The sequence below is a fragment of the Pseudomonas sp. BC42 genome, from assembly GCF_021560055.1.
Taxonomy (GTDB): Bacteria; Pseudomonadota; Gammaproteobacteria; order Pseudomonadales; family Pseudomonadaceae; genus Aquipseudomonas.
The window spans coordinates 3405664-3431470 of record NZ_CP091067.1 but is presented as its reverse complement, the minus strand read 5'-3'; the positions used below and the strand labels follow the sequence as shown (position 1 = coordinate 3431470).

10 protein-coding genes and 2 pseudogenes are annotated in these 25807 nt (G+C 60.7%); 11 read left to right on the top strand and 1 reads right to left on the bottom strand.

The window, feature by feature from the left end:
- Positions 1-68 precede the first annotated feature (68 nt).
- The gene (locus tag L1O02_RS15755; protein WP_235760226.1) at positions 69-581 is read left to right on the top strand and encodes an Imm15 family immunity protein; all 513 of its coding nucleotides are present in this window, start codon (positions 69-71) and stop codon (positions 579-581) included.
- A 216-nt stretch (positions 582-797) separates the two neighbouring features.
- Here L1O02_RS15755 and L1O02_RS15750 read toward each other — a convergent pair whose 3' ends face one another.
- Positions 798-1766 carry a hypothetical protein gene (locus L1O02_RS15750; RefSeq protein WP_235760225.1) on the bottom strand — a complete coding sequence of 323 codons (969 nt, stop codon included), beginning with the start codon at positions 1764-1766 and terminating at the stop codon, positions 798-800.
- Between the two features lie 366 nt (positions 1767-2132).
- Between L1O02_RS15750 and L1O02_RS15745 the strand changes: the two are divergent.
- From L1O02_RS15745 to L1O02_RS15700, 10 genes and pseudogenes are all read left to right on the top strand, one after another.
- Positions 2133-2582: pseudogene (locus L1O02_RS15745) on the top strand (IS3 family transposase); the annotation flags it as partial.
- A gap of 98 nt (positions 2583-2680) precedes the next feature.
- Positions 2681-5176, top strand: a complete 2496-nt coding sequence (locus L1O02_RS15740) for a DEAD/DEAH box helicase (protein WP_348636702.1) — start codon at positions 2681-2683, stop codon at positions 5174-5176.
- A gap of 320 nt (positions 5177-5496) precedes the next feature.
- The gene (locus L1O02_RS15735; RefSeq protein WP_235760224.1) at positions 5497-6432 is read left to right on the top strand and encodes a hypothetical protein; all 936 of its coding nucleotides are present in this window, start codon (positions 5497-5499) and stop codon (positions 6430-6432) included.
- Between the two features lie 102 nt (positions 6433-6534).
- Positions 6535-7684, top strand: a pseudogene (locus L1O02_RS15730) (IS3 family transposase).
- A gap of 252 nt (positions 7685-7936) precedes the next feature.
- A complete protein-coding gene (locus L1O02_RS15725) occupies positions 7937-8662 on the top strand; it encodes a hypothetical protein (protein WP_108543725.1) in 726 nt (241 codons plus the stop codon).
- A 403-nt stretch (positions 8663-9065) separates the two neighbouring features.
- Positions 9066-9401, top strand: coding sequence for a hypothetical protein (locus L1O02_RS15720; RefSeq protein WP_060839280.1), 336 nt, complete (start codon positions 9066-9068; stop codon positions 9399-9401).
- Between the two features lie 90 nt (positions 9402-9491).
- Positions 9492-10424 carry a hypothetical protein gene (locus L1O02_RS15715; RefSeq protein ID WP_235760223.1) on the top strand — a complete coding sequence of 311 codons (933 nt, stop codon included), beginning with the start codon at positions 9492-9494 and terminating at the stop codon, positions 10422-10424.
- 2 nt (positions 10425-10426) lie between these two features.
- Positions 10427-13984 carry a hypothetical protein gene (locus tag L1O02_RS15710; RefSeq protein ID WP_235760222.1) on the top strand — a complete coding sequence of 1186 codons (3558 nt, stop codon included), beginning with the start codon at positions 10427-10429 and terminating at the stop codon, positions 13982-13984.
- A complete protein-coding gene (locus L1O02_RS15705; protein WP_235760221.1) occupies positions 13981-15348 on the top strand; it encodes a hypothetical protein in 1368 nt (455 codons plus the stop codon). Before L1O02_RS15710 ends, L1O02_RS15705 begins: the two co-directional genes overlap by 4 nt.
- 15 nt (positions 15349-15363) lie before the next feature.
- Positions 15364-25788: a LysM peptidoglycan-binding domain-containing protein gene (locus L1O02_RS15700; protein WP_235760220.1), complete on the top strand. Its 10425-nt coding sequence runs from the start codon at positions 15364-15366 to the stop codon at positions 25786-25788.
- Positions 25789-25807 lie beyond the last annotated feature (19 nt).

Sequence of the window (25807 nt, the reverse complement as noted above, 5' to 3'; positions counted from 1 at the left end):
AGTTCTATAGCAGGGCAAAAGAAAATAAGTTAATGACTTAACAAGTACGGATGGAGCCCCTCCTAAAAATGAAGCTTACAGATATCTACAGTAAAATAATCAGCGAAGAACCGTACAACGACATGGATGTATTCTTCGAGAGCTATGAAAGCTTTGAAGAAATTCCACTTGTGTCAAGATACAGTCGCTTAAAGCTCTTGAAGGATGAGCTGGGCGGTAGCGGCGCTTCTAACTTTCTGACAGGGCTCGCTGTATTTCTTTTGAATACTTTAAGATTGTTAGAAGTATCTAGAAGTGAAAGTGTGTTTTTTGCCGTGACCTTTACAGACTTTGCGGGATTGGAGGAGCAAGGCATTCTCATACCTAATGTATTTATTTATCCAAAGCCGGCCTCAGTCGGATTTTTGGAAAAAATACGAGAAAATGATGGAGGTCTTGAGTCATGGGAGTTGCAGGAAGTAAAAAGGTATTTTTCCAACTGCGGGGTAAAAACTGCTTTTGATTTTTATGAAAGTAGATTTCATGACGCCGTTTGCGCTGAGGAAATTGTAAGGGTCTTTGCTGTTCCCAGGACTTGTTGAGTGCAAAGAACTCGTCTGTTCGATGAAGATGAGAAATTTCTTTGGCGCCAAGTTAACGTTCAGTCCGTGGCACTGTAGGCGCTACTCAAGTCAGCAGTTGATGGTAGAGGTTTTAAGTGTCTTGCAGATGGCAGTGATGCGACATCTGACATGACCATCATCGAGCCGGACATCACATTAAGAGTCGAGGCCCCGCATAGCGGGACCTTCCTCTTTTTACCGCCGATACTTGCGCACCACATAGCGACTGCCGCTACTATCACGACTGCCGCTACTATCCCTATCAGCAGCTTCTCTATTTTTTTGTACGACAGCACCCGCATCCTTAAACACTATATTACATGTAGCAGCGAGCTCAGACGGCACAGTTTGGCCGTTGGCAGGAATGGTTTGCATAACATCCAGACAAATATAAAAGAGATCATTCACATCATTAACTTGATCAGTGATACGAATAACCGCATCGGCAATCTCACCTACAGAGTCCGGATCTAAACCAGCACTTGAGCCTGGCGTGGAGGACGAAGCCACCGCAGCGGCAACATTTTTTTCTTTAGCAGCCTTGATTTTTTTGTCGTACTCGGCCAGCTCTGCCTTGTGCGCCTCTTCTTTCTTCTTTTTCTCGTCAGCTGGAAGCGTGTCATACGCTTTCACAGCTTGTTCTTTGTTCTTTTCCAACGAGTCTATAAGTTCTTTATTCGTGCCAACTGAGGAGGCTCCCGAGAGAGTCACATTCGGTGTACGCAGCACGCCGGTCAGCTGTTCCACGGCCATTAGGGCCACCGTGTTCCGCTGATTTCTCGTCAGCAGCATCTGATACGCTGGCGCGGTGATCGCGCCATTTGCGTACCCCTGGCATATCGAAAATAATTGGTCGCGTAACAGTTGAATTGAATGTGTACGCAAACCAATATTTGCCCCGCCTTCAGAATAAGCAGCAGCCATTGCAGCAACATCTTGCTTCTCAATATTCATGGATGCAGCCAATGTTTTCAGTGCGTCAGGACTTGGCTCTGGGCACATCACGCCGGTTGTAACTTTGTGGTTACTAAATTCCGTTGTTTTTTCGGTGTAAACCAAAAGTCTTTCTTCTGCCTCTAGAACCCTTGTGTTTTTATAGGGTGTACATCCAGCAGCTGTTACAGCAAGTAAAACAGCGAGGGAAATACGCGCAGGTATGCTCATGCTGGCTATTCCTTTAGATAGTTTTGACTGTTTCAGGGAACGGCGAAACCCTGCGAGGTGAGAGTAGAAGGTAAAAAGCCACCACTCAAGGCAGCGTTATCCGCATTTCAGATATCCCCCGTAACAACCTCGGCGCGCTCTAATTCGCGCCGGACTGGCGGGCTTCGCCTGTTATTTCGAAAGCCGACACAGGGATTGCCGGATTTGAGATCAGCATCCCCCACCATAGAGTCCGAAGCTGTTGGGCAGATCGTGCACTCGCATCAGTTTGGTTTGAGGTGGAATCTCTCCCAGTGAGCGGCCTGGCAGGGGAGGTAGACTGAATCGCCCCGGATTCTCTAGACACCTCTTTGCCTTCCTCTAGAAGAACGACAGCAAGACGATGATCAACACGCTGAACTGCGTCGTCTGCGAGCAGAACTCCAGCGAGTCACTGAAGGCCGCCGCGTACTTGGTTGTCTGATCCGCAATCTGCACGCGCTAAAGACGATCAGCGATTACTGGGTTTGATCAAGCATTCCTGGCTGGAGAGCGGCGGCGTTTATGGCTATCGCAAAATCCATGACGATCTGCGCGAGGTCGGTGAGGATTGTGGTCATCATCGTGTGGCGATGGCGGTTTGGAGGCGTAAACCTAAGCAAGAGGTGATGATTTATTCCGACTAAGGCAGCCAGTACAGCAGCTCCGATTGGCGAAAATTTGATTGCCAGCAAGAGTCGCCGAGGCAACTACATCGAGATGTTCTACAACGTAAAACGTCGGTATGGCTTCAACGATCATCTGTCGCTGGGGGAGTTTGAAAGCGTTACGCAATGAGTTTGTAAGGTGTCTAGAGAATCCGGGGCGATTCATATTGCTTCAATACGTACTATCGAATATCAGATCCATCGAATAATGTGGATCGGATTCGATCCATGAGCGCTAGGGAGGGGGAAATGGCTTTAGATTTCGGGAAGCTGAACGCTGGGACAGCTTCAAAGCAGACGGATCCGCGAAAGATCTTCACTACTCTGAAACGAGACGGGCGCTTCAGGCGCCCGCTCGATGAACAATCGGACGTTCTAGACGCATGGTATGCCCGTAGGTCCGCACGGGACCTGACGTTGAAAATGAATACCGGTGGCGGAAAGACTGTAGTAGGACTGCTCTGTCTTCAGAGCTCACTCAACGAAAACGTTAAACCCGCTGTTTACATAACTCCCGATAGCTTCCTCGTAGCGCAAGTTCTAGCAGAAGCCGATGCACTGGGAATCGCCGCTACTGATGACGAAAAAGATCCAGACTTCATCGCCGGGCGCGCCATTTTGGTGGCTAACGTCCACAAGCTGTTTAATGGCCGTTCGGTGTTTGGGGTTGGCGAAAAAAAGATCCCGATAGGGTGCATCGTGATCGACGATGCTCATGCTTGCTTGGGCGTTGTACACGACCAGTTCTGTATAAAGTCAAAAGCTGGAAGCCCAGTATACGATGGTCTACTGGAGCTCTTTGAGGAAGACTTGAAGACGCAATCGCCTTCAGGTCTGCTCGACATCAAGGCTGAAGATTTCTCTGTCGTGATGACCGTACCGTACTGGGCTTGGCAGGCTCATCAGGATGAAGTTTTAGGTCTCCTACACACCCATCGGAATAGCAAAGAGCTTGAGTGGAACTGGCCGTTGCTGAACGACTCCATCCCGTTATGCACTTGTGTTTTTGGGGGCGGTCGGCTTGAAATCGCTCCCCGCTTTGTTCCTATTGACCGAATCCCCGCTTTCGATTCTGCGAAAAGACGCATCTACATGACGGCGACCCTCGCCGACGACACCATTTTGGTCAATCATTTCAAGGCCGAAGCGTCCGAGGTCGCTAAGCCGATCAGACCAAAAGGAGGCGGAGACATAGGAGATCGAATGATCCTTGCACCGCAAGAGATCAATCCTGACTATTCCGTCGAACAGATCAAGACGCTGGTATCGGAAATCGCGGAAGAATTGAATGTGGTCGTCATTGTGCCATCAAAGCAGCGAGTCGACTTCTGGGAAGATGTCGCTGATCAAGTCCTGGACAAAGACAGCATCCGGGATGGCGTGGAGCGTCTCAAGGGTGGGCACGTCGGTCTGACGGTGTTGATAAATAAATACGACGGCATCGATCTACCAGGAACGGCATGTGAGCTGCTTGTCATAGATGGCCTACCGGAGGTGTACGGCTTGGGCGAGCGACTTGAGATGCTGCTTCTTGATGGAACTAAGAGGCAACTGGTTCGCCAAGTTCAACGAATCGAGCAAGGTATGGGGCGCGGTGTGCGATCAAGCGACGACCACTGCGTTGTGCTGCTGCTTGGCGGAAGGTTAACCCAACGATTGCATCAACCTGATGCGGAGGAAATGTTTTCGTCTGCGACCCGTGCTCAAATTGCCCTAGGCAAGGAGGTCGCTGCACAGATCCGTGGGAAGCCAATCGAAGAACTGAAACCAATTTTGAATTTATGCCTAAAGCAAGATGACGAATGGGTACAGGCCGGTCGGAACGCTGTCGTGAATGCACCTCCAACCATTGGGGGGCATCTCGACGAGAACCAAGTAATGCTCCGGGAGGCATTCGACGCTGTACGCATCGACAGGCATGATGTTGCCACAGCCAAGACACAGAAAGCGGTAAACGGCACTACTGAGTCCAAGTTCAAGGGATACCTGAAGCAGCAACTTGCGGAGTACACCAACTTCACTAACCCCGCTGGGGCGCAGGAAATTCAATTGGCGGCCTTGAGCCAAAACTCACGCCTCTTAAAGCCCATTGCCGGCGCTACGTATACAAAACTCAGCGCGCCGGTCGCCGGCCAAGCTGCCGCAGCGGTGCATTTCATGGGCAAATTCCTAGAGGGTAACGACCTAGTAATCTGGGTGAACGGCTTGCTGGACGATCTAGAGTGGGGCGAGGAAGGTTCTAAGCGGTTTGAAGCCGCGATGGCTGACTTAGGTAGTTTCTTGGGATTCGGCTCGCAGCGGCCTGAAGATCAGATCGGCCGCGGTCCAGACAATCTTTGGGCGCTTGGAGGACTCAAATACTTTGTGATCGAATGTAAGAGCGGGGCAGTATCTGCACCAAAAATCTCGAAAAGCGATACGAATCAGCTAAATGGGTCGATCGTTTGGTTCACTGAGAAATACGATCGGACGTGCGCTATGACACCTATCATGGTTCACCCGAAGACTATCTTTGAACATGCCGCCTCACCTCACGCGGACATTCGGATCGTGAATGGAGCAGGTTTGAAGAGACTTAGAGATGCAGTTCGTGCGTACTCGGTGTCGCTAGCCACTACCGGAGGCTTTAACGATACGAGGGTAGTGGAAAAGCAGCTCTTGCACCACAAACTCTCTGTTACAGCGATCGTGGAGCTTTGCACTGTCGCCCAAGGTTCGAAATAGTAGCGCCTATGTCCACAAGATTCGGTCTGATCTATGCATTTCGATGAGGCCGAATCTTCATTACGAGTGACCATAGGATCCGCTTAGGGTCGACTTTTGTCGATCACGACAGGCCGGAGTTGGCCAAAAGCAGGCAGTTTGATGTGGCTAGCGGATCAAGGGCAGTTCATTTTCCTCGCTGCAAGCCATCATTCTGATGGTGGCTGTGAAACTAGCAAAATGTATGCTTGTTGTAGCTTTATGCCATGCCCAGATTAATTTTTTATTCAAAGATCTGAACTAATCATCTATACATCAATGCCATCAGAAGAGTTAATTATATGACTATTATTGCTTTTCACCATACAGAAGATGACTTGCTATGCATCGCAGACGGACTAATTAGCAGAGGCGAAAATAGAGTTATAGAGCAAGACAAAAAGATAGTGCTGTTTAATCCTGTCTACAAGATTCCAAAAGTCTCCATGGGACGTTTCAACTACTTTAGTTTATACAATGCCGGAGAGTTTGGATTGGCCTATGCGGGAAACTACACATTAATTTCAACCATAATTAAAAATTTTATCGAGCGTGTAACTAGAAAGCTTGTACTTAATAGGAGTAATAATGGCTCCCCAGCCATTTACTGGAGAGACGACGAAGGGAGAGGAATGAGGGAGGGGCGTTACACTGATGAGTATAATTTCTCAGACTCAGAGATAATTGATGTAACTGTAAATTTTCTCGCAAATATACTTCAGGAGATATGTATGTCTGCATGTAACGATTTCGCAATTAACTCAATGAGTCCGCCCGACATTGAATTGTTGATTTTTGGATGCGACAATCCAACCCATAAAAACCCCAATAGGGCCCAAGTATTACTATGCAAAGAATATAAAGAGCAGCAGTCTGTCATAGCAAGATACTCAGTGTTACCATGGGCTCTAACACTACTGGGTGATTCTAGCGTCACGCCAAGCGCCCTATCATTAATCGAATCAAGTGAAGAATATGAAAAGCCTGACTGTCATGTTGAAAGTTCAGGCTGGGACTCTGAATGTCTTGCGTCTAAAAACAGAAACTCTGTAAGGCTCAAGCGGGAAAAAACTATAAAATCAGAAGTTCTGAGAATAATAAATAATGACACGGGAACTATAGGTGGAAGCTGTACGATTGCAACCTCAGGCTGGACAAATAAATTAATTTTGAAGACTATCAGAAAGGAAGGTCTGCTAAAAGAGATAGACGCTGTAAATCAAGAGCTTGCTCCGTAGCTATATGAAAACTTCGTGGCCATGACCGCTTTACTTATAGTGAATCGCCCCGGGTTTCCTAGACACCTCTTTGCCTTAAACTGAGGCCAATTAGGAGGTGCCATGAGCAACCCGCGTTACCCCGAAGAATTCAAAATACAAGCGGTCAATCAAGTGACCGAAAAGAAGCTGCCTGTCGCTGATGTGGCGGCCCGTCTCGGCGTGTCGACGCACAGCCTCTATGCCTGGATAAAGCGTTACAGCAAACCTCAAGAAGAACGGCAGCAAGACGATGATCAGCACGTTGAATTGCGTCGTCTGCGAGCCGAACTAAAGCGTGTTACTGAAGAGCGAGACATCTTAAAAAAGGCCGCCGCGTACTTTGCCAAGGAGTGCGGTTGAAGTACGCCTTTATCAAGCAGCGAGCCGGCGACTATTCCATTCGACGGCTTTGCCTGACGCTGAAAGTCCATCCCAGCGGCTATTACGCCTGGTTGTCTGAGCCGCAATCTGCACGCGCTAAAGACGACCAGCGACTGCTGGGTTTGATCAAGCATTCCTGGCTGGAGAGCGGCGGCGTTTATGGCTATCGCAAAATCCATGACGATCTGCGCGAGGTCGGTGAAGTTTGCGGGCGCCATCGTGTGGCAAGGCTGATGCGTCTTGAAGGGCTGCGCTCTCAGACAGGTTATCGACGCCGCCCTGGAAAGTACGGCGGTAAGCCAGCGGTCGCCTCACCCAATTTGCTGAAGCGCCAGTTCGATGTCGTAGAATCCAATAAGGTTTGGGTCACCGACATCACCTACATTCGTACCTATGAAGGCTGGCTGTATTTGGCAGTGGTGCTGGATCTGTTTTCTCGTCAGGTCGTTGGCTGGTCAATGAAGGCGCAGATGACCAGTGATTTGGCTATTGATGCGTTGTTGATGGCGGTTTGGAGGCGTAAACCGAAGCAAGAGGTGATGGTTCATTCCGACCAGACCAGCCGTACAGCAGCTCCGATTGGCGCAGCTTTTTGAAGGCAAACAATTTGGTTGCCAGCATGAGTCGTCGAGGCAACTGTCATGACAACGCCGTGGCCGAGAGCTTTTTCCAGCTTCTGAAACGAGAACGGATCAAGCGGAAAATTTACACCAGACGGGAAGATGCTCGTAGCGATGTGTTCGATTACATCGAAATGTTCTACAACTCAAAACGTCGACATGGTTTCAACAATCAGCTGTCACCGGTAGAGTTTGAAAAGCGTCACGCAATGAGCTTGCAAGGTGTCTAGAGAATCCGGGGCGATTCAAGTAGACGTCAAATACGAATTGGTCGAATCAGTGACTTACGTGGCTTATGAACATATCTGACATAGCACCTGGTTTAACATAATATACATTATGCGTAATTATATGATCGTCACTTTGAGCCTAGCCCCGGACATTTCAAGGATTGGACACCTGCATCTGCTTACCCTATTTTGCGTTGCCCGTATGGCTGGGCTATTCGCCGATGCCTATCGCTTTCCAAGGACCTACTGCAAATGTTCCAACTCGATCCGTTGTGCGGTGATGAACCCCTGACCTCTGGAGGCACCATCAAGGAAGAGAACTTCGTCAGGAGTTTCTGGGGATGGAACAATTCGGCGCTGCACAATCCTATGGTCAGGGGGTACTTTGCTGAATTCCTGATTTATCGATCTCTACTGAAAATGGATGGTCAGCGCTTCCAGGTGCCAATTTCGCATTTCGCTACGCGAATCGAATCTGATGTCCACGATCTCGTGTTTTTCCTCGACGATGTGAAATACACCATCCAGGTCAAATCCAAGGATTCCTATAGCCAAGACCAATTTTTCAAGACGTCCCTGGTTCAGGGCTTCAACTATGCGACCAATACGCCAATCAAGACGCCATCCCATTGGTCAGACTTCTATGTCTTCGCTTATCTGCAACTGGATGAGGTGTTGTGTGACTTGGTAAAGGGTTTTCATTTTGAATGGAACAAAAGCCTTGTCACGCAAACTGAGAAGAACAAACAGATATTCAAGCAATGCCAGGACGAAATTGTTCGCTCGGTACTGGAACTCGACAATTGGAGCTTCTATATCGTTGAACAAGCCCATCTGGACCTGAAATCCGAGATCAGCCTGGCTCAGCTAACAACCAGTGTCAGTGAGGGAAAGGCCTGCGTTTGCAACCATGAAAGACTCCCCTATATGCTGATGCAAATGGCTTTATTAAAACGGGCAAGAGCCCTGTCCTGCTAAGTTGAAGGTTTGTAAACGGATTAACTCAACTAAACAACCATTTAGTTGAGTTAATCATATCGCCTCTCTCCACCCGCCCCCTCATCCCGCAACGCTCTGCTTAGTTGAGGTTTTACCCTGCCCGGGACGCCAACGCAGAACCCCGGAGTATCCAACTATTTTGTCTTAACAGTGATAACAAAACGCTATTAGAGGCCTCATGCCTCGAACTCCTGCCCAGTCCAAGAGCCTTTAAGTTACGCGGCCTGCAGCGTTAAACGAGGTGTGTCTGGAGCATCCCACGAGGGTCAAAAACGCCTTTCGAGCGCTGGGTCAGCGACCTCGACAGACTAGGAAGCACACCTAGACTCTCACCCGGTTCAGCCCGCTGAATCATGCCCAACACACGAAAAGGATATTCAACATGACCGCCTTCACCTCGGTAAACACCGTCACCACCCCCCTGACCATCAACAGCCAGTCCACCGCGACCTACAACGGCGACCCCAACCAGACCACCAAAGTGACCTTCAGCTATCAGAACAACCTGCTGTGGGCCACCCAGGTCAACAACACCGCAACTGTCCAGACGCTCAGCGCCGACTCCTCCGCCGGTCCGGTCATCCTGCGCAAGGGTGCCCAGGTCAAGCTGCAGAACGTGGGCTCGGCGTTCAGCATCCTGTTCACCGGGGAGATCGTCGACAGCGGCTCGCAAACACCGTTCAACAACACCAACATCGGGACCTTCACCCTGTCGTGATCGACTCGGGCTCCCTGAACGGAGCCCATTTGCGAGGCCGGCAGCGCCGGCTTCGCTTCATGCAATACGGGACATGGACGGTACCCTCGCGTGACCAGGCAACGGATGCTCTACACCCGGGTTCTCTGGGCAACCCTCGGCGCGATCCTGGCGACTGCAGCGTGGCTGATGACCACCGGCAGCCGTGCGCCAGTGGTGTCCAGCAGCGGCCACGAGCAAGTCCTTTCCAGCACCGATGCCAGCTCGCCCGCCGCAGATTGCGTCGACCTCTCGCCCTCCTCCTCTGCCGCCCCCGGCGAACCTTGCGTACCGGGACCGGTGCTGCTGCCCGGAATGCAGGTCAATCGCCAGGTCGGTCCGGTGATGTTCGTGCTGGTGGTGGACAGCCATGAAGCCCGGGTCAATGCCCAGGTTTCCCTGGGCAACGCTGGCATGACCGGCTTGAACATGACCGCCGCCGCGCCCACTGCCGACTTCGATCTGGCCAACGCGGATGGCCAGCGGGTCTGGGGCAGCCTCGGCGCCTTTTTCTGCGCCCCGCCCAACACATCGCACCTGCTGGCCGACTTCACCATTGAAAATCAGCGCGACAGCAGCAAGCCCGTGACCCGGGCCTATCGTGGCGACCTGATCCGCTGGCAGAGCCCGACCACCAGTGTCCTGGCCCGCTACCGCCAGCCCTTGCTGCCGGACCTGCAGGTGACCGTGGAACTGCTGGATCCCTACAAGGCCGACAGCAGCAACGCGCTGACCGCCCAGGTGAGCTTCTATTACGCCAGCGATCTGATCGACCGCTACACCCTCATGGCCACCGCCACCCCGGTGAGCCTGCGTCAGTCCAGCGTCGGACCGGTGCGCATCGAGGGCGGACTCCTGGACTTTCGTCCCGCCACCCAGGAGCAGCAAGGGCAGCTCAGCCTGGATGGCACTTTCCAGTCCGGTCACAACCCACCGAACCACTACGTCGGCAGCGTCGCCGACTGGTCGTGGATCCGTGGCCGCGCCGACAATTGCAGGGGATAGACATGACCAGCACGTCCGACTACCAGCAGATCGCCCACAGCGCCGCCTACGCCCTGCCGGATGCCAGCGGCTATGGCTGGCGCGGTTATGTCATGCCCAAAGGCACCGCGCCCGGGAGCCTGCCGGCCAGCCTGAGCCCGGCTGACGCCTTCGACAAATATGCCGGCCATTACCTGTTCGCCCCCAGTGAACCGGCCGCCCTGCGCAGCGACCCCACGGCCTTCGTCAACGCCCTGTACGACTTTCTGTTCGCCGTCGACCAGCGCAACTTCGTCGGCCGCGCGCTGCTGTGGCTGCCCGGGTCCAGCCTGCCGGCGCCCCAGGCCTTCAACAGCTACGGCCTGCGCATCAGCGTGGCGGCCCCCAGCCAGGTGCAAAACAACCTCAACCTGCAGCTTGGCGATCGCCTGACGTTCTTCATCAGCTTTGGCACCTACGTCAAATACGACCCGGACTTCAACGCCCTGCGCCTGAAATCCAATGCCGGCATCACCATAGGCTTGATCGACAAGCTGGCGGCCGACAGCGGCCTGCAGCTGACACCGCCGCAACAGCCCCTGGCCTACGTGCCCCTGGACGGCAATCAGGCCGGCAGCCTGACCTACGCCTTGACTTACAGCAGCCAGCCCGCCCTCAAGTATTTCCCGACCGGCTTTACCTATGTGGCCAACACCGCAGGCGGCAAGAGCGTGCTCAATTACCCGGTGTTCAACCCCAACGGCATGCCCGCCAGACTGACCATGGGCGGCGTGCTCGACCCGCTGGACCCGCTCAATCAGAACATCGCCGCGGCGCAACTGGCCGCCGGGCTGATCCGCACCGCCATCAGCTTCGCCAACCCCGGCACCACGGCGTTGCCCAGCCAGTGGCGCAGCACCGCCGGCAACCCGATCAGCCTGATCCCGCTCAATGGCCTGGACGCCAACGGTTGGCCCCGGCCCTACGCCGCCAGCCTGGTGTTCTGTGCCCAAGGCGGCAGTTACAGCCTGACCCTGGCCGGCGACTTTGGCTTGAGCCTGCCGGCCGCCAGTGCCGGGCAGACCCTGCTGTGCGGGATCTTTGGCACCGAATGGCTGAGCTTCAGCCCCTACAACAGCTCCTTGGGCCCGCAGGACAACGACCGCTTGCGCCTGCTCGCCGCGCAACCGGCCTATGCCCCGGTGTTTCCGTTCCAGGCCAGCAGCCTGGTCACGCCCACCAGTGGCGCGGTCAGCGCCCTGCTCAACGGTGAGCACCGTACCTCCTGGTGCAGCCTGGTGGCCGGCGCCTCCACCCCGGCCTACAGCGCCCAGCCCGACGGCAGCCCGCTCTATGGCCAGGGCCGCGGCAACGGCGCCACAGCGCTGCTGGCCCCGGCCGCGCCGAGCACCCCGCTGCCCCAGGACGCCGGGTTTGCCTTCCCGCTGGTGCCCTATGCGGGTGTGAGCAGCAATGCCAGCCTCAACCTGACCCAGTTCGAAAGCGAGATCCTCGCCGCCTCGCGCAAGAGCCTGATCAGCGCCGCGACCCTGCCGGGCAAACAAGCCGCGCGGGCCCGGCGCCTGCAACGGCTGCTCACCGCCGACGCGGCACCACCCAATCGGGCGACCACCCCGCAAGGCCTGCTGGTGGACCTGGACGCCGACGGCATCGGCTACGCCAAGGTGCTGCTGGCCCGCTCGCCATCCACCCAGGGGCCGCTGGACTTTGCCTTCGTACAGCCCAGCGACGCCCTGCACGAGGCCTTGCAGACCAACCAGCTGTTTCTGGTGGGGGTCAATCCGCAGCCGTTCTGCACCCAGGGCGCCAGCTTCAGCAACCGCATGGACATCGCCGACTGGCGCTTCATCGCCAACATCGGCGTCGGCGTGCAAACCACCAGCTACCGCAATGTGCTGATCCTGAAGTACTGCGCCGGCAGCCTGAAGGAGCGCATCGACAACCCCAATCGCTGGACCATGCCCGAGACGTTCTCCAAGACCGCGGACCTGGCGCCGGGCCTGGAAACCCTGGCCTACACCGGTCTGTCCCAGTGGCTGCAGGACTTCATCGCTGTCGCCGAGGCCAAGGCCGCGGCCAGCCCCGACAGCCTCTACGCCGACTTCGTGGCCCAGGTCAGCGACCCGGCCTGGAACGGCTTCATGGTGCTCAACGCCGACCTGCCCCTGGACAGCCTGCCCGAGCAACTGGCGGGCATCGCCGCCGGCATCGACTACAGCCGCTTCCTGGCCCACCACTTTGGCGCCAGTGTCAGCCGCATCAGCCAACAGGGCGACACCCTGGATATCCAGGGCATCTCCACCCTGTTCGGCCTGATCGACTACCAGAACCCCTCCTACGAACAGGCCCAGGCCAACGGCGCGGCCCCGGACATGCCGGTGGCCCTGAGCACCAGCAACGGTTATGCCTTCAGTGTCCTGCAACTGCAGGCGCTGTTCCGCCAATCCCGGCTGGTGACCTTCAACAGTCGCATCCAGCTGAGCCTGGACCTGCTGTTCGGCTCGCCGATCCGCGCCACCCTGCGCGCCGGCCAGCCCAGCGCGGTGAACGCCATGGTCCTGGACGGCAGCGCCCTGCAACAGAACGACACCACCACCTACGTGTTCGAGCAGAGCCAGAGCTACCTGTTCAACCTCGACAGCAACGTGCTGCCGGCCGCCTCGGTCAACCGCATTCAGTTCAACACCCTGGGCAGCCCGGCTGGCGGTGTCACCACCGCCAGCCGCTTCCTGCTGTGGGGCAAGCTGGATTTCACCCTGCTCAAGACCGCGGACGGGCCATTCGATCTGCTGTCCTTCGGCAGCGTCGACGGCAGCCCGAGCAACCAGGGCCTGGCCTACACCAACCTGGAAATTGCCATGGCCTTTCCCAGCGCCACGCCCAATGCCGTGGGCTTTGCCTTCAACCCCGACAACCTCGGGTTCGACCCGGCCACCAGCCAGGTGCGTGGACAGAGTCTGTACAAGGGCCTGACCCTGCAGCTCAAGCAGTTCATCCAGGCACCGGCGCAGAAGAAGCCCGCGGACTACGGCTTTCTCCCGGTGCTGCCGGAGAACCTGGCGCTCAAGGCGCTGTCGGGTGCCTGGTCGGGCATCGTCTACAAGGTCACCATGGGCTCCCCCGGGGCCCTGGTGTCGGGCACCGGTTTCGAGTCCGACCTGCTGATCGCCTGGTCGCCCGGCAGCAAGAGCGGCGACGCAAGCCCGATGCTGTTTGTCGGCCTCAGCCTGCCCGGCGCCGCGCCGTCGGCCAGCGTGTTTTCCCTGCAGGGCATCATCAAGGTCTCCACCGGGCCGATCAAACTGCTGTACCAGACCATCCCCGATCAGCCCGACACCCAGGCCAGGTTCTTCAACCTGCAACTGACCGACATCGGCATCAAGATCCTCGGCATCGCCAAGTTGCCGCCCGGCGCCACCCTGCAGTTCTTCCTGTTCGGCGACCCGCAGTCCTCCGGCAGCCTGGGCTGGTACGCCGCCTACGTCAAAGACCCGCAGAGCCAGGCCGCCAGCCTCCTGGCCCTGGAACCCGACAGGTCCACACCCCCGGCATTGACCGGGCCATCGGAGGTGACGCCATGACTCGGGTCCTGTACTGGAACATCGAGAGCTTCGGCTACAACAAGATCCGCCCGCTGAGCACCAAGCGCGATCGCAACGGCGCCTTCATTCCCGACCTCGACGCCGCCGACCGCCTGGCCCTGATCCTGGCCCATATCACCGCGTTCAATCCGGACATCTTCGTCGTGGTGGAGACGGCCAGCGGTCCGAGCCACGGCCCCGGATCGCTGATCTCCCCCACCGGCGGCTGGCAGGGCTGCGCCGAACTGCTGCTGCGCATCCGCAACCTCACGGGGGTGCCCTGGAACCTGGTGCCGCCACTGGTGGTCGGCCAGGCCGGGCGCGCCGAGGGGGTGGCGGTGTTCTACAAACCGGTGATCCCGGCGGGCGGCGGCGTGGCGGCGGGCAAGCGCCTGTTCACCGGCCCCAACGCCTGGTCGCCGGCGGGCAATGGCATCAGCTTCAACCCCCACGCGGCGGCCCCGCCGGCTGCCGGCAACTACCCGCTGCTGCAGACCCAAACCTGCTTCAGCGTGCCCAACCGGGCCATTCCGGCCACGGCGCTGAACCCGGGCAACCTCAACGAAAGCCGCTGCGCGGCGCGGGTCGCGTTCGTCGACAATTTAGGCGCGGCGATCAACTACGGCGGCTTGCGCGAACCCTACATGGTGACCTTCTGTGAAACCGTCGACGGCCCGCCGGTGGTGGTGCAGCGCAACCTCACGCTGTTTGCCATCCACTCGCCGCCGCAATACGTCGCGGCCAATGCCTACCTCAACGCCCTGGCCAATGTGCGCGACATCAGCGCCGCCCTGGGGGCGCTGGAAACCCGGATCATCACCGGCGATTTCAACGTCAACCTGCTGAGCCAGAACGGCAACGATCCGGGGCGCTATGGCGCCCTCACCGCCCTGGGCTACGGCCTGCAACTGCAAGCGCCGGCCCTGGCTCCGCCGCCGGCCCTGGAGGCCTACACCGGCTACTTCGCCACCCACCTGCGCAGTCGCAACGCGAGCATCTTCTGGTCGACCAACGCCGGGGCCGTGCCCTATCCGGGGTACCGCTATATCGGCTCGTCCAACAGCAGCAGCCTGTATTCCATCGACAACATCCTGGTGCGCGGCGGCGCGGCGGGCAATTTCACCATCGCCAACAGCGTGGTCGGGGTGCCGCTGAACGTGGTCAACCCCGCGCCCGGCGGCGCGCCCATGGGCCTGGTGGCCATGGCCAGCGATTTTCAGGCACCGCCGCCCGCCTGGATCCCCGCGCCCCCTGCCCCCGCCCCGGCATTCGCCGCAGGCGACCGGCAACGCTACCGCGGCTGGCGCAACCTGGGGCACATCCGCTCCACCAGTGATCACCTGGCCCTGTTTGTGACGGTCTGAACAAGGAGAAGACAGATGGCCAACAGTCCCCTGAGCAACCTCGCCGCGGCCCTGACCGGCGATGCCGGCGCGCCGATCGTCCTCACCCGCGACTACCTGATCGCCGGCCTGGCGGACGCCACGGTCAGCGTGTCCGCCACCCTGGACAACGACCTCAAGGCGGCCTTCCAATCGCCGGTCGCCGGGCTCACGATCAACCTCACCGCGCAGAGCGTGCAGCCGCTGAACCCCGCCACCCAGAGCTTCAAGGTCACCGGGGTCAGCGCGCGCTTCCTGCAACAGGACATCCAGCAGGGGCTGGTCCTGACCTTCGGCCTCACGGGCGCTGCCGGGGCCCAGAGCCTGACCCTGGAAATCGTCACCACCCCGGCCAGCTGGACCTGGGCCGACCTGTCGAGCTTCGCCACCGGCATGCCCTTCAAGTGGACCGCAATCAGCAACGCGGTCTTCACCTTCAAGGCCAGCCAGGGCCCGCGCCAGGGCTTTGCCGCCCAGCTGACGCCGCCGGCCCAGCTCAGCACCGCGGTCGCGGTGGTGCAGAACCTGGGGTTCCCGACCCTGGCCCTGCCCTTCACCGGCAGCATGGACTTCGCCAAGGTCGACGGGGTCGAGGTGTTCATGCCCACCACCACCTTGCAGGCGCCATTCCTCAACGTCAGCGGCGGCCTGAAGCTGCTGTACCTGAATGTCGACACCCCGGTGTTCGGCCTGATCATCGGCCCGCCGGAACTGCAGGACGGCGAAGACCCGGCCGAAGCCTTCTACGACCAGCAGGTCAGCCTGTATTTCGGCCTCAACCTGAGCCTCACCGACCAGAACGGCCAGTCCGTCGACTACCAGATGCGCGCCCTGGCCCAGATCAACAACGGCAGCGCCTTCAATTTCTACCTCGGCCACAGCGATGACGGCAGCGCCCTGCTGACCCCGGCAACCATCATCGGCCTGCTGGACAACAACGGCAGCTTCTTCAGCGGCACGCCGCCGGTGCTGCAACAGTTCCTCTCCGGAATCGGCCTGCGCAGCCTCGCCCTGAGTGGCGTCACCCGCCCGAAACTGGCCCTGAGCACCGCCAGCGTGACCCTGGGCGCCGACCCCACGGTGATCAATGTCGAGCATCCCTGGGTGCCCCTGCAGGACCCGACCAACCAGCTGGTGTTCGGCGTCACCGATTTCGAACTGGTGTGGGGGATCAACTTCCTGCCCGAGGGCAACGCCCAGAGCTTTCTGTTCCAGACCCACTTCCTGCTGTTGCCCGAGGTGTTCAAGGGCAAGACCGCGGGCGAAAACGGCCTGTTCTTCGTCCAGTTCAATTCCGACCTGCAACTGCTGGCACGCTTCGACGGCACCGCCAACCTCAACGACCTGATCGCCACACTGACCGCTCAGTTGATCCGCATCCCCAAGAGTTTCGTCGATGCCTCGCTGTCCGACGTCGGCCTGAGCCTGGACGTCAGCGCCAAGAGCTACGCCTTCAACGCCGGTTTCGAGCTCGACCTGAACCTGTTCACCTTGGCCGGCAAGCCGATTCTCTCGGTCACCGACGGCCAGCTGTACATCAAGGCCACCACCCCCACCGCCGCCAGCGGCACCAACGCCCCGGCGGTAACCACCTACCAGGCGGGGATTGGTGGGCTGGTGGGCATCGGTCCGTATTTCGCCAATGCCAGCCTCGACTACGACGGCAGCAAGACCCCGGCCACCTGGCAAGTCGCCGCGCAACTGGCGCAGCCGGTGGACGTGCAACAGCTGGTCAGCCAGTTCCTCAGCTTCGGTGGGGCCTTTGCCTTTCCGGATTTCCTGCCCGGCCAATTGCTGGTCAACACCCTGCAGGTGGACGCCAGCCTGAGCACCGGCAACACCCCGCTCGACAGCTACACGGTGGCCGGCAGCCTGCGCTGGACCTTCAACCTGGGCCAGGCCTTCAGCGTCGACACCCTGGCCACCCTGAGCCTGAGCTACGACGCCAGCAAGCCGGCGAACCAGCAATACAGCGGCAGCGCCACCACCCTGTGGGATTTCAGCTTTCTCAACGACAGCGTGCTGCTGGGCTACAGCTTCGCCCCCGACAATCAGGGCAGCAACGCCCAGCTGACCCTGTCCTGGGAAGGCCTGACGGCGATCTATCAGGTCGACAAGAAGACCCTGACTTTCACCCTGAAGAACTGGAGCCTGGGCCGGCTGATCCAGAAACTCATGCAATCACTGAACGACCCGTACTTCACCCTGAGCTCGCCCTGGGACGTGCTCAACCAGATTTCCCTCGACGGCCTGTCGCTGATCATCAACCTGGAAAACAGCAGCGGCAGTAGCGTGCCGAGCATCAGCGCCAAGTACACCCTGGCGAGCAAGATCGACCTGGGCTTCATGAGCATCGACGGCCTGGTGTTCGAGCGCAAAAAGGTCAATGGCGTGGACAAGATCACCCTGGGCATCGACGGCTCTTCGGTGTTCAAGGGCAACAACCCCCAGGAGCAGCAGGACTGGAGCAACCTGCTGGACCCGAGCAAAGGCCAGCCGGTGGACAAGCTGCCTACGGTGCCGGGCCAGGGCACGGACTACTTCAGCCTGCCGCTGCTGGTGCTCGGCCAGCGGGTGGCCATCAGCGGCTACGACAGCTTCGCCAACACCAAGGCGGTGATCGACGCCCTGAAGGGCGTGCCGTCGACCACCGGTTCCAGCAACACCCTGAACCCCAGCGACAGCGGCAGCAAGGGCGTGCCCTACTACAACCGCAACAGCGACTGGCTGATCGCCGGGCAACTGTTGCTGCTCAAGACCGGCAAGGACTGGACCGTCGACCTGATGCTGGTGTTCAACGACCCCAACCTCTATGGCCTGCGCCTGGCCCTGGCCGGGGAGAAGGCCAAGGCCCTGGGCAACCTGGTGCTGGACATCCTGTACAAAAAGATCACCGACGATGTCGGCGTGTACCAGATCGAATGGACCTTCCCCGACAGCATCCGCAACCTCAACTTCGGCGCGGTGTCCGTGGTGCTGCCGGAGATCGGGGTGAAGATCTACACCAACGGCGACTTTCTCATCGACATCGGTTTTCCCTACAACCTGGACTTCACCCGCTCATTCTCGATTTCCGCGATCGTCTACGGCGTGCCGGTGCTCGGCGCCGGCGGTTTCTACCTGGGCAAGCTGTCGTCGGTGACCGCCACCCAGGTGCCGAAGACCACCCAGGGCACCTTCGACCCGGTGATCGTCTTCGGCCTGGGCCTGCAGTTGGGCCTGGGCTACAACTTCGTCAAGGGGCCGCTCAAGGCCGGTTTCGCCCTGACCGTGTTCGGCATCCTGGAAGGCACCATCGCCGCCTTCCACGCCTATCGTCCGTCCACCGCCCTGGTGCCGGCCGGCAAGAGCGTGCAGGACGACTACTACTTCAAGATCCAGGGCACGGTCGGGGTCATCGGCCTGCTCTACGGCAGCATCGACTTCGCCATCATCTCGGCCGCAGTCAACGTGCGCATCACCCTGTCGCTGTCCCTGACCTACGAGAGCTACAAGCCGATTCCGATTGCCGCCCGGGCCACGGTGGAGGTCAGCGTCAAGGTCAAGATCGACCTCGGCCTGTTCAGCTTCAGCATCAGTTTTTCCTTCCATGCCGACGTCTCGGCGCGCTTCGAGATCAACGCCATCGAGAGCGGCCCGGCGCCCTGGGCCGAACCCGGCCTGCTGCTGGCGCGCCAGGCCCGCCATGTCCAGCTGACCAGTGCGCGGCGGGCCACCACGCCGCAACCGATGACGCTGCTGCGCGCCGCCGGCAAACCGCTGCTCAACCTCTACGCCACGCCGCAATTCACCGTGCTGTGCAACGAGGGCGCCAGCGACTACGCCGACCAGCAAGGAGCCTTCGTGTTCCTGCTGACCATGGACGCGCCCTCGCCGACCCGGGCTTCGGCCGACAGCGCCGGCAACAGCAGCTTCGAACGCCTGTGCGCCGACTACCTGCCTTGGCTGGTGGGCAGCCTGGGCTCGGCCAGCAGCGACCAGGACACCCTGGCCGACATCCTCGGCACCCTGGTGGACAAGGCCATGCTTGTGGAGGACATCAGACGCCTGGCCGACCTGGCCAACCCGCCGTTCGGCATCAGCGAGCTGCTGACCTTCCTGTCGTCCTTCGAGGTCAGCATCACCCTGCCCGACGCCACCAACCAGGCGCAGATCCAGCAGGTGCTGCAAGCCGGTTCGGTGCTGTTCCCGGTATTCGACGGTCTGTCGCTGAGCGTGCCCCTGGCCAATGCCGGCAGCGCGACCGTGGATTTCGCCCGCTACGTGGGCACCAACAGCACCTACCGCAGCAATGTCGCGCAGATGTTCAAGGAGCTGGCCGCGCTGGTGACCGACGAGGAAACCCCGACACCGACACTGCGGGCCACGGCGGACGACAGCGAATCCATGGCCGCGGTGATCTTCACCGACGCCTTCATGGTCATCGGCCGGCAACTGTTGCAGGTCGCGTTGAATGCCTTTGACGACTACGCCTATGCCACGGCCAACGGCAACTCCATCAGCACCATCCTGAGCTGGACCAACGACCTGCGCGGCAACTACCTGACCCTGGACGATATCGTCCGGCCCAACGCCGAAGTTGCCCTGAGCGACGGCCTGACCCTGGATATCCCGCTGCCGGCCTACACCCTGCAGAGCAGCGACACCCTGGCCAAGGTCGCCGCGGCCTGGTCCGACAGCAGCGTACCGGCGCGCTGGAGCACCAGCGCCTCGGGGCTGATCCTGGCCAACGGCAATTCGTTGGTGATCGCCGCCAATCAGGTGATCAGCCTGCCGGTGGGCAACGACATCCATCAGTACACCACCGGCCCCGGGGAAACCTTCAACAGCCTGGCCCGGGCCCTGGGCGTGACGCTGGCGCAACTGGCCCAGGACAGTGCGCTGTACGCCATGCCCGGGCTGTTGCTTGCCGGCCAGCCGCTGCTGCTGCCGAACCTGGCGTACCGCACCGCCGGCGACAGCCTCAACAGCGCCGGCGCGCGCTTCGGCGTCAGTGCCATGACCCTGTTCAGCAACCCGGCATCAGCCAACTTCGGGGTGGCGCCCCTGTTCGCCACGCCGCAGATCACCCTCACCTCGCTCAACAGCCTGTACACCGAGGACCTGTGGAATCTGCTGGTGGCCACCGACCAGCTGTCGCAACTGGCGGGCATGCTCTCGCGCTTTCTGGCCTACGGCCTGCGCCTGCCGGCGAACCCGGCGGGCATGGGCGGCCTGAGCCTGAGTCCGGAGTTTCTCTACCCCGCCCAGCAGAACGCCTATGGCCTGTACCAGCTGACCGGGCAGCAGTTCCCGACCCCGGCCGGCCAATTGTCCGGCAGCGATTTTCCCATCAGCCTGAGCCGGGCCGCCACCAGCCACGGGGTCGACCTGTCGTTCGTGCAGATCGCCGGAGCCAGCAGCGGCTCGATGAACCTGAACCAGGCCTACAGCAACCTCTGCGGGGTGCTGGCCTACGCCCGGCAAGGCAAGTTCCAGCCGGCGCCGCGCATCGACCTGCTGCCCACCGTGGCCCGCAGCCCGAAAGACTACGCGGTAAAAAGCGTGTCCCTGTGGTCGACCGCCGACCTGCAGCAGTTGCGTGACCTCTGCCAGCCGGGGTTGCGGGCCAGCGCCGAGGGCGGCGCCAGCGTGCAGCCCATGCTCTGGTCCCTGCCCGACGGCCTGATCCAGCTGATCAACCAGCGAGTCGGCACCCTCACCCGGCAGTTGCCGCAGCTGGCGCAGCAAATACCCTACCTGCCGGCGTTCACCCCGTGCGAGGTATCCACCGACCCGGCGACCCTGGAAACCACCAGCCGCGAGATCCCGGCCTACAGCTACGCGACCCGGGTCGATTTCACCATCAAGCGCCTGCCCCAGGCCGAACCCGGGGCCATCGCCGGCAGCGGCAGCAACTTGTCCTACACCTATGAACTGCTCGGTCCGTCGGCCACCGACGCGCAGTTGCTGGAACGCCTGCTGATCGCGGTCAGCGAGCTGGGCAGCGCGATCATCAGCGGTCAGTTCCTGCTGATGCCCCAGGGCAACGCCAAGGCCAGCAACCTGCTGAGCCAGGCCGCCAGCGACTTCCTGGCCTTCCTGACCCAGACCAACCTGTCCACCGAAACCAACCCGCCGCCGGCCCTGATGGCCGCGCGCCTGGCCGAAGAAGCCGGACCGCGGGGCATCCTCAATCCGCCCGAGGAAGTGGTCAAGCTGCTCTGGGAGCTGTCCACCGTGCGCTCCGGCGGCTACTACCTGAGCTACTACGATGCAATCGCCGCCGCCGGCCTGCCCGACAGCATCTTCGACGACAGCGGCACCGCCACCCTGACCCTGGTGGTGACCTACCCCCGCGCCGCCCTCGACGGCCGCCTGGGCAACTTCGTCAACGCCTTCGTCAGCACCGACACGGTGATCCAGCAAGGCAGCCACATGACCCTGCGCTCGGCCGCCACCGCCGACCACAGCCAACCCACCGGTGCCGGCGACAGCCTGGACAACCTCGCGGCCTTCTACGGCATCGGCACTGGACACATCGCCGAGCTCAATGCCGGCGTCACGCTGAGCAAGGCAGTGCAGGTGCCGGTGGACGGCATCATCCACCTGGTGACCCCGGCCGAGGCCAGCGCCGGCAACGGCCAGAGCGCGAGCATTCTCGATAACCTGGCGCGCTACTACTCGGTGGGCGCGCTGCAACCGATCAGCGCCACGCAGATCGCCAACCTCAACCCCGGGGTCAGCGCCGCCGGCGGCGTGGCCCTGTTCATCCCGGCCCTGACCTATGTCGTCGACGCCAGCCTGGCGCCGGGCAACAGCCTGCAATCCCTGGCCAGCTACTACGGCCTTGACCTGGATGCCCTGGCGGTGGGCGCCGCGCAGGTCACCGGGCTGTTCAGTGTCGGCAGCAGCCTGAGCATCGACACCCAGACCTTCGATCTGCAGGCGGTGTTCAAACAGGGCAACGCAGCTTTCAGTGTGCTGCGCAACAACCCACCGCCGGTGGATTCGCCAAGCCAGGACCCGGACGGCTACGCCAGCGCCTACCTGTACAACCTGTACTCGGTGCTGTCCGCCGGGCTCGACGGTTCGCCCTGGTTCAGCGCCAGCGAGCTGGCCCTGCCCTTCGGCCCGCAGCGGCCGGACAGTGGCGTCGACTCGCCCGAGGCTCAGGCCCGCCGGCGGGCCATGCGCGATCCGCAAAGCCGCGCCCGGGCCCTCAACGACCTGGCCGAGGACAGCCAGTACAGCTACCAGCAGACCCTTGGCCTGGCCCGGCGCGCCACCAGCAATGCCGCACCGACGCCGGCCCGGCCCGGGCTGCCGAGCGCGGAGGACAACCCCTACCGTGGCGTGGGCAGCTTCGCCCAGGTCAACCTGACCTGGCTGGACATCTTCGGCAACATCACCGTCACCCCCTTCCAGGCCCCCGCGCCCGGGTATCCCGGCAGCCTCAATCACCCGCCGCTGCCGCTGCGTTACTGCGACCGGCTGATCGCCCTGTCGGCCTGGCCCAACACCCGCAGTTTCTATACCTACGAAGCCGTTGCCGGCGGCGCGCAACTGGTGATCAGCCTGAGCCTCGACACTTCCAGCTATGACCCGGCCGGCGGTGACAAGGTCAAGGAGCAGGCCAAGAAGGACCTGGCGATGTTCAACCTGATCTACTACCAGCTGAACCAGTCCTACAAGGATCTGCAGTTGCCCTGGTGCCAGGGCCGCGCAGTCAGCGTGGAGCTGGTCAACAGCCTGTTCGCCCAGCCCCTGAGCCGACTTGATGACAACCAGGCGCAGCCACTGCTGGACTATGTCAACGGGGTGATCCTGTACCTCGCCCAAGTGGTCCAGGGCACCCGCCCTGCCGCGCCGGCCACGGTGCAACTGACGCTGGCGGTGGACATCGACGCCCTGGCCCCGGGCTCGATCCTGCCCCTGAGCCTGACCCTCAGCCTGCGCCGGGTCGCGGCGCTGGTGGAGCCGGATGTCGCCGGCCTGGAAGGTGGTGTGGCGGTGACCAGCACCCTGCTGCCGGTCCCCGATGCACTGAGCGCCCGCACCAGCGGCTACAGCCAGTTCGCCCGGACCTTCGAGGCGCTGTTCCAGCGGGCCGGGGCCTGGATGACCCGGGTCGGCAGCGGCACCGCGGACCCGGGCAGCACCCCGGACGGCCGCAGCCAGACCCTATGGGCCGCGCGTTTTGCCCTGAGCGACGGCGCCGACGGCATCCGTTACCGCATCGATCCGGCCCCGGGCTACTTCGCCGCCCAGCCGATCGCCCGCAGCCTGACCTCCGACAGCGTGCAGATCTACCCCAACTACCAGCCGGACCAGCCATTCCCGAGCGGCGATCCCGTGACCCTGACCCTCACCGGGGTCGATCAGAACCTGTGGTTCGAAACCGCCCTCAAGGCCATCGACGGCTTCCTCGCGCCGACCTACGCGCCCTCGGTGTTTCTGCTCGACACCCTGCTGGGCAGCAAGGACCCGCTCAAGGACGGCAACCTGGGGAAAATCCTCAGCGCCAAGCAGACCCTGGCCGACGCCATTGCATCGACCATCAAGCCGGTGCTCTCGGCAGGCCCGCAGGATGGCCCGGCGCGGGCCGCCGCGGGCGAGAAGCTGCGCCAGACCCTGCTCAACCAGCTGTATTCGGCCTACAGCACCACCGCCATCGTCGGCTTCTCGGTGCAAGGCAGCGCCACCGGCGAGCCCCTGTCGCTGTACGGCCAGCCGACGGTGGCGAGCGCCGCACCTGCGGCGCGCACCAGCGACCCAGCGGTGGCCGGCAACGACAACTACGCCTTTGGCAGCGGGCGCATCGCCCTGCCCGACACCCCTGGGGAAAGCGCCCTGGCGTTTGTCTTCAACTCGCGCAACGAGGCGGCAAGAAGCTACGTGCCGCTGGACCTGGAGCTGCAGATCAGCCACCTGGAGCATGACGTGCGCAATGTGCCGGGCATCAGCGGCTACACCCAGTCGAACTGGATCTCGCTGATCTCCGGCCCCTTGCGGGTGCCCCTGGCCGACGGCCAGACCCTGAACCTGCCGGTGCTGCTGCGGGCCCTGCCCGAGCCGCCGACCATTCAGGGGCAGACCGCGACGGCCTGGGCCCCGGTGCCGCAGCAGGTCTCGGACCTGAGCAAATGGACCTACGCCTTCGACTCGCTGGTGCGCGGCACGGCCCAGGACAGCCTGAACGTGGCCATCGCCCTCAACACGCCAACCGTCGATGGCGCGCTGCGCAGTGCCAACAAGAGCCTGGTCACCGCCCTGGCGCAATTCGTCAGCGTGTACCCGAGCATTGAAGTGGCGATGCAGGACAACCTCAGCGCGATCAACTTCGGCGAGCCCACCGCGGTGCAGATTGCCGCGGCGCAACAGGCGGTGGAGGCCTTCGTCTACATCGTCCAGGAGGTCACCGAGGCCTACGATGCCTGGGCCCGGCCGCTGCTGCGCAGCGCGGCGGCGTTTGTCGCGCCCCAGGCCCTGACCTGCAGCTTCAGCCAGGTACTGGCACCGGTGACGGTGGATGGCCAGGAGCGGGCCGAAACCCTGCTGCTGGATGTCAGCATCAATCAGGTGGCGGCCAGCTACGATGCGGCCAGCGGGCAGATCAGCGCCACCCTGCCCCAGCTCGGCAAGGTCAGCCTGCCCTTGCCGCTGGTGCAGATCGCCCCGCAACAGTACGACGCGGTGAGCGTGGTCGATCCGAGCAACCCGGGGCTGATCGCCTACCGCTACCGACTCAAGGGCAGCCAGCCAGCCGTGTGGCTCGCCTACGCGGATGCACTGCTGATCGACGAGCGCCGCACCAGCCTGCCGGCCCTCAACCTGTTCGACCACCAGAACGCCTGGGCCTCGCTGTCGGTGGAACGCAACCGCATCCTGTTCCCCGCCGCGGACATCGGCACCCTGCAGACCAACCCGCTGTTCCGCTTCTCAACGCCGGTGGTGCGCTTTGTCGAAAGCATCAGCCCGCACATCAGCCAAGGCAGCTTCTCCCTGGACAACCTGAAGGTGCCGAACGCCAGCCTGGACGACTACCTGGAGGTGTTTTTCGCCGCCCTGGGCGCCGGCAGTAACGGCACCACGGTGCAGGTCGGCATGGAGGGCCGCTACAGCTACGAGGTCGCCTCGCCCGGCGTGGTCGCGCGCACCGTGCTACCGGCGGCGCTGCTGTTGCCGGTGGCGACTTCGCTGAACAGTCCGCCGCCCTTCACCAGCGCCTTCAGCCAGGCCATCGATCGCTGGCGCCTGGCCGAACAGGTCACGGTGCAGGGCAACGCCCGGGTCGACCTGACTCTGCGGGCCTTCAGCGCCGACGATCCGGCGCAACTGGCGCGGGGCGCGGTGGCCGCGGACAACCAGCCACCGCTGCTGAGCATCGAGACTCTATGGGTATCCGCCAACAAGGTTCCACCGGAACAAGGAGGTGCATGAGACCGCCACTGCCGCGCAC

What these genes read in the sequence shown, in the direction of transcription:
- L1O02_RS15755 (WP_235760226.1), top strand. Translation starts at nt 69, where the DNA reads ATGAAGCTTACAGATATCTACAGTAAAATAATCAGCGAAGAACCGTAC.
- L1O02_RS15750 (WP_235760225.1), bottom strand. Translation starts at nt 1,766, where the DNA reads ATGAGCATACCTGCGCGTATTTCCCTCGCTGTTTTACTTGCTGTAACA.
- L1O02_RS15740 (WP_348636702.1), top strand. Translation starts at nt 2,681, where the DNA reads ATGAGCGCTAGGGAGGGGGAAATGGCTTTAGATTTCGGGAAGCTGAAC.
- L1O02_RS15735 (WP_235760224.1), top strand. Translation starts at nt 5,497, where the DNA reads ATGACTATTATTGCTTTTCACCATACAGAAGATGACTTGCTATGCATC.
- L1O02_RS15725 (WP_108543725.1), top strand. Translation starts at nt 7,937, where the DNA reads ATGTTCCAACTCGATCCGTTGTGCGGTGATGAACCCCTGACCTCTGGA.
- L1O02_RS15720 (WP_060839280.1), top strand. Translation starts at nt 9,066, where the DNA reads ATGACCGCCTTCACCTCGGTAAACACCGTCACCACCCCCCTGACCATC.
- L1O02_RS15710 (WP_235760222.1), top strand. Translation starts at nt 10,427, where the DNA reads ATGACCAGCACGTCCGACTACCAGCAGATCGCCCACAGCGCCGCCTAC.
- L1O02_RS15705 (WP_235760221.1), top strand. Translation starts at nt 13,981, where the DNA reads ATGACTCGGGTCCTGTACTGGAACATCGAGAGCTTCGGCTACAACAAG.
- L1O02_RS15700 (WP_235760220.1), top strand. Translation starts at nt 15,364, where the DNA reads ATGGCCAACAGTCCCCTGAGCAACCTCGCCGCGGCCCTGACCGGCGAT.